At 64.5% G+C, this 5,764-nt stretch carries 5 protein-coding genes; 3 read left to right on the top strand and 2 right to left on the bottom strand.

What is annotated here, in order from left to right:
- Positions 1 to 71 precede the first annotated feature (71 nt).
- The 3 genes from JO059_RS21295 to JO059_RS21285 all read left to right on the top strand — a co-directional run bounded on the left by JO059_RS21295 (position 72) and on the right by JO059_RS21285 (position 4,585).
- Entirely contained in the window at positions 72 to 1,490 is a 1,419-nt protein-coding gene (locus tag JO059_RS21295; RefSeq protein ID WP_293322440.1) for an MCE family protein, read from the top strand.
- A 77-nt stretch (positions 1,491 to 1,567) separates the two neighbouring features.
- Positions 1,568 to 2,815: an MCE family protein gene (locus tag JO059_RS21290; RefSeq protein ID WP_293322438.1), complete on the top strand. Its 1,248-nt coding sequence runs from the start codon at positions 1,568 to 1,570 to the stop codon at positions 2,813 to 2,815.
- Positions 2,816 to 4,585 (top strand): MlaD family protein, encoded by a 1,770-nt coding sequence (locus tag JO059_RS21285; RefSeq protein ID WP_293322436.1) that lies wholly within the window; start codon positions 2,816 to 2,818, stop codon positions 4,583 to 4,585.
- A gap of 44 nt (positions 4,586 to 4,629) precedes the next feature.
- Here the strand turns inward: JO059_RS21285 and JO059_RS21280 are convergent, their stop codons facing one another.
- Together JO059_RS21280 and JO059_RS21275 are read right to left on the bottom strand one after the other, a co-directional pair.
- On the bottom strand, positions 4,630 to 5,151 hold the full coding sequence (locus JO059_RS21280; RefSeq protein ID WP_293322434.1) for a hypothetical protein: 522 nt from the start codon (positions 5,149 to 5,151) through the stop codon (positions 4,630 to 4,632).
- Between the two features lie 122 nt (positions 5,152 to 5,273).
- Positions 5,274 to 5,764, bottom strand: a 491-nt coding sequence (locus JO059_RS21275) for a hypothetical protein (protein ID WP_293322432.1), incomplete at its 5' end; no start/stop codon positions are given.

Here is a 5,764-nt window from a genome sequence, read left to right as displayed (position 1 = left end):
ACGCCCTGGCCGTACAACGAAATTCCGGCGTGCCCTGGCTGCACGTTGGGCGGACGGATCGGAGGGTCACAATGATCGCCCGGATCCCGCGTACGCGGCTCACGGCCGTGGCGGCGGTTGTGTTGGTCGGGCTCATCGTTGCCGGCGCCGCCATCGTCGTTCGCAATACGTTCTTCGGCCCGCGGACGATCACCGCCTATTTCACGACCGCCACCGCGATCTATCCCAATGACGAGGTGCGGGTTTCGGGTGTCAAAGTCGGCAACATCAAATCCATTGAACCGCAGGGCACCCGCGCCAAGATGACCCTCAAGGTCGACCGCGACGTGCCCATCCCGGCGGACGCAAAGGCGGTCATCGTCGCTCCGAATCTGGTGGCCGCCCGCTACCTTCAGCTCACGCCGGCCTATCGCGATAGTGGGCCGGTCATGCGCGATGGGGCCGTCATACCGGTCGAACGCACCGCCGTGCCGGTCGAGTGGGACGAGGTCAAAACCCAATTGATGCGGCTGGCAACGGATTTGGGGCCCAAGAGCGGGGTATCGGGCACATCGGTGGGCCGGTTCATCGATAGCGCCGCCAATGCACTCGAGGGCAACGGCGACAAGCTGCGGCAAACACTCGGTCAATTATCAGGCGTGGGGCGGATCCTCGCCAACGGCAGCGGCAACATCGTCGACATCATTAAAAACCTGCAGACCTTCGTCGGCGCGCTGCGCGACAGCAACATCCAGCTCGTGCAGTTCAACGACCGCCTGGCCACACTCACCAGCGTGGTCAACGACAGCAAATCCGACCTCGACGCGGCGCTGACCGACCTGTCGACCGCGGTCGGCGAGGTGCAGCGCTTCATCGCCGGGACTCGCAACCAGACCAGCGAGCAGATCGCCCGGTTGGCCGATGTCACGCAGAACTTGGTCGATCACCACATGGCCCTGGAAAACATACTGCACGCCGCGCCGAACGCGTTCGCCAACTTCTTCAACGACTACAACGCCGACACCGGAACCATCATCGGAGGGTTCGGGATCATGAACATGGCGAACCCCACGTGGGGGGGCCAGGTGCTGCTGTCCGTACCGGGCTGCGACCAAATCGGCGCCATCGGAAACGTCACCTCGGTCGAATCGGGCAAGCTGTGCGCTCTGTTCCTCGGACCCGGATTGCGACTAACCAACTTCAATAACTCGCCAATTCCCCTCAACCCGATCCTCGCCAAGTCGATTGACCCGTCCAAGATCCTGTACACCGAACAGCGCCTCGCGCCCGGCGGCGAGGGCCCGAAACCCGGACCACCCGAGATCCCACCCGCAGTGTCGGCCTACACCGGCCTGCCCGGTGATCCGGTGGGACCGCCGGGGGCGGTGCCGCCGGAGCGGATACCGGGCGCGGCGATGCCGCTGCCGCCGCCAGTTTCGACACCGGTGCCGCCGCCACCGGCGCCGACCGTATCCGACATGCTGCTGCCAACAGATGGGCCCCAACAATGATCGCCCGGGTGGCGGCCCTGCGACGATGCGGGCGTTCCGCCCGAGGAGGAGCTGGGCCATCGGGCTTAGCTCGGCGGGTGTTCGCCGTCGGCTGTTGCGTGGCGTTGACGTCGACAGGATGCGCGTTCCACGGCCTGAACTCACTACCCCTGCCCGGTGCGATCGGACGCGGGCCCGGCGCCAACATCTACCACGTCGAGCTGCCCAATGTCGGTACGATGGAATCGAATTCGCCGGTGATGATCAACGACGTCGCCGTCGGCAGTGTCGGTGAGATGAGGGTGCAAGCCTGGCACGCCGACGTCGAGATCTCGGTCAAGCGCGATGTCGTCGTCCCGGCCAACGTAGTAGCCACCGTCGGTCAGACCAGCCTGCTGGGCTCGATGCACGTGGAGCTCAATACTCCGCCCGGCCAGCAGGGAAGCGGACGGCTCCAGCCGGGCGCCACCATTCCCCTGAGCCGGTCGTCGGCCTACCCGTCCACGGAGCAGACGCTGTCATCGTTGGGCGCGGTCGTCAACGGCGGCGGACTGGGACAGATCGGGGAGGTCATCCACAATTTCTCCGCCGCCCTGTCCGGCCACGAGGGCGCCATACGTGACCTGATTACCCGCCTCGACACGTTCGTGGGAACACTGGACGACCAGCGCGACAACATCGTCGCCTCCATCCAGGCGCTGAACCGGCTTGCCGGCAGATTCGCCGACCAACGCGACGTACTCACCGACGCGCTGCGCAAGATACCACCGGCGCTCGAGGTGTTGGTCAAGGAGCGGCCCCGTTTGACGGCCGCCCTGGATCATCTTCGCGTGTTCAGCAACACCGCCAACAGGTTGATCAACGACTCTCAGGCCGACCTCGTCAAGAATCTCAAAAACCTGGAGCCCACCATCCAAGCGCTCGCCGACGTCGGGCCGGAGTTCGGCGCGGCGATCGCAACGTCGTTCGTGTTCCCGTTCACCCAGAACTTCGTCGACCGAGCAGTCCGGGGCGACTACTTCAACCTGCATTTCGATTTCGACCTGACGATTCCACGGCTCAAGAGGACTTTGCTACCGGGAACCCACTGGGGGCAGCTGGACATGCCCCTGCCGCCGGTGCCCGGGGACCCGTATCGCTTGCAATACACGCTCGACCCGCTGCACAACCCCGTGAGGCCACCGTGGGTCGATCCAAATGCTCTGCCGCTGCCCCCACCTCCGCCCGGTGCGGTACTTGGACAAGGACCGGGACCGGCGAATTATGGGCCCCCGCCCGGGCCTTATGGGCCCCCGCCCGGGCCGGCGCCGGGTGCGGCTCCGGAGCCGACGGAAGGCGGTGGGTAGATGCTGTCGCGCTTCGTCCGGATCCAGCTGGCCATCTTCACGACCGTCGGGATCATCGGTGTGATCGCCATGGTCCTCTTCTACATCCAGGCGCCGACCTTGCTGGGCATCGGCCGGATGACGGTGACGCTGGAGCTGCCGGCCACCGGCGGCCTCTACCGGTTTTCCAACGTGACCTACCGCGGGGTTCAGCTCGGCAAGGTCACCTCGGTGGGGCTGACGCCGACCGGGGCGAAAGCCACGCTGTCGCTTAGCACTTCACCCAAGGTCCCCGCAGACCTGACAGCGGAGGTGCTCAGCGTCTCCGCGGTGGGTGAGCAGTACGTGGACCTGCGGCCCAAAACCGATTCGCCGCCCTACCTGCACGACGGTTCGGTCATCGCCGCGCGCGACACGACGATTCCGCAGCCGGTGGGGCCGATGCTCGACCAGGTCAACGCCTTGGTCCAAAGCATCCCGAAGACCAAACTCGGCCAATTGCTCGACGAGTCCTTCCAGGGCTTCAACGGAACCGGATACGACCTGGGGTCGCTGTTCGATTCCACGACGACGATATCCCGCGACGCCAACGGCGTCGTCGATCGCACCAAAGCCCTCACCGAAGACACTGGGCCGCTGCTGGATACGCAGGCACGCACCGCCGATTCGATCGGGACGTGGGCACGTAGCTTCGCCGGCATTTCGGATGTGCTGGTGCAGGACGATTCGAATTTCCGCACCATATTGCGCAATGGTCCTGAGGCGGCGAACGAGGCGTCGCGGCTTCTCCAACAGATCAAACCGACGCTGCCGGTGTTGCTTGCCAATCTGACCACCATCGGGCAGATCGGCGTCACCTACCACCCTTCGCTCGAGCAGCTGCTGGTGCTGCTGCCGTCGGGGGTCGCCGTCGAGCTAGCCGCTGCGAGTGAAAACCAGACGGACGGTATGGCTCACGGTGACTTCGCATTCACGGTCGACGACCCGCCGATTTGCACGGTCGGTTTCATGCCACCCAGCCAATGGCGATCCCCGGACGACCTCAGCGACATCGACACCCCGGACGGGTTGTATTGCAAACTGCCGCAGGATTCACCGATGGGGGTTCGCGGTGCCCGCAACTATCCCTGCATGGGTCACCCGGGTAAGCGCGCGCCTACCGTCGAAATCTGCAACAGTGACAAGCCGTACATGCCGCTGGCGATGCGCCAGCACACCCTCGGTCCCTACCCATTGGACCCGAACCTGATCGCCCAGGGCATCCCGCCCGATGACCGGGTTACCGCCAACGACCGAATCTTCGGCCCGGTCGAGGGCACACCGCTGCCGCCTGGGGCGGTGCCGCGCGGCACACCCGCGGGCCCGCGCGGAGAAAATCCGCCACCGGGCACGGCTGGCGCGGCAGTTCCACCGGTGCCCTCGTCTGGGCCGCCCCCGCTGGCGCCCATGTCGAGAATGTCGGCTGACCTTCCGCCCATAGCGCCACTCGACGTCCCTGGGGCTGGTGAACTTCCGGCACCGCCCGCCGCCCCAGCACCGCCCGTTCCTTCCGATCCCGCACCGGCCGTTGCTCCCGATCCCGCACCGGCCGACACCGTCGGCGGCGGAGGTCCCCGGGCTGCGCCAAGCTCGTTCGGAGGCAACGGATCTAAGCGAGCGCCCTCGGTCGCGGTGGCAAAGTACGATCCGCACACCGGTCGTTACGTCGGTCCCGACGGGAAGTTATACGAGCAGTCGGATCTCGTGACCTCGAAGGCACCCAAGACGTGGAAGGACATGATTCCCACCTGAATCCGCCCTGAGACGATGCAGGCCGTGAAGCTACGACCGGCCGGTCAGGAGAGCTGGTCTAGGCGCAACGGCATCGCGATATCGAGCCACTGGTTTTGCCCACAGGCACCGCTTGGGCCGACTGTCTTGTCTTTGCCGGCGAGGGTCCGCGACCCGAGTTGATATCCGCCATTGTCGTTCACCGGGTAGAAAAAGAAAGTCTGCATTCCGCTGAACGCGGTACCGTCCTGGCACCGCTCCCAGTTCGGCACTTCGTGTTTCGCCTTCCACATCTCCCCGTCAAGCAAATAGAGAGGCGCGCTCCAGCCCTGGTCGCTCGTCAGGGTGCCATGGCATTCCTGGGTTGAGACGCACGACGAACTGATGGTCCACGTTTGGTAGACCGTCGGCTCGCCGAAGTACTGGTCATTTCTCATGGCCCAATCGCCAATGGACGTGGCGCGGAAAGTCCCGTTGAGGGCCACGTCTTCCTTGGTTATTGCGTGGGCGATGGGTGCAGTACCCAAACCACCGAATGCGGTGGCAGCCACCAACGTTGCGGTGGTGAGCGTTTTGACTGAACGCATCGGGTGCTCCTCGAAACGCGTAATGCGACAGTGCCTGTGGCACCTTTTCGTCGTCGGTCTCGAGCGATGACGTTACACCGCTTCGGCCGAGGAGGTAACGGCTGGAACAAGATTTGGCGCGCTCACGTGGTCGGGTCGAATTTCGCGATCAGCCAGGAACCGTCGACCTTTTCCAGCGTGACCAGAACCGCGCTCTGGGTTTTCTCAGGATCCTTTTTCTGCGGGCTTGATGTGGTCTGGTCGACGAAAACCAGCACGACGGCCGAATTGGGATGCAATTCCGAAACTGCGGCCCGAATCACCTTGGCTGTCGCCGTCAGTTGCCCCTGTTGCGCCGTCGGCCCGACGACATCGTCGCTGAATTTCCGGTAGTAGGCCAGAAAGTCGCCGCTGAGACGCGATTTCGCGTTGTCGAAATCGCTATTCAAATGGTCGTAGGAATACGACAACACCGCCACCGCGCCATCTGATGCCGCCTGGATTGCCCGGCGTGCCGTCGCATCGTCGACCCGCTGATCCGGCTGGTACACAAAGAAGAAAATGCCGGCAGCGGCTCCCACGGCGGCGATGACCAACGTTCTTGCGACTATCGAGCGCAACTTTGCCGAATACC

This window comes from Mycobacterium sp. (assembly GCF_019247615.1).
Taxonomy (GTDB): Bacteria; Actinomycetota; Actinomycetes; order Mycobacteriales; family Mycobacteriaceae; genus Mycobacterium.
This window is presented reverse-complemented; position numbering and strand designations above follow the sequence as displayed.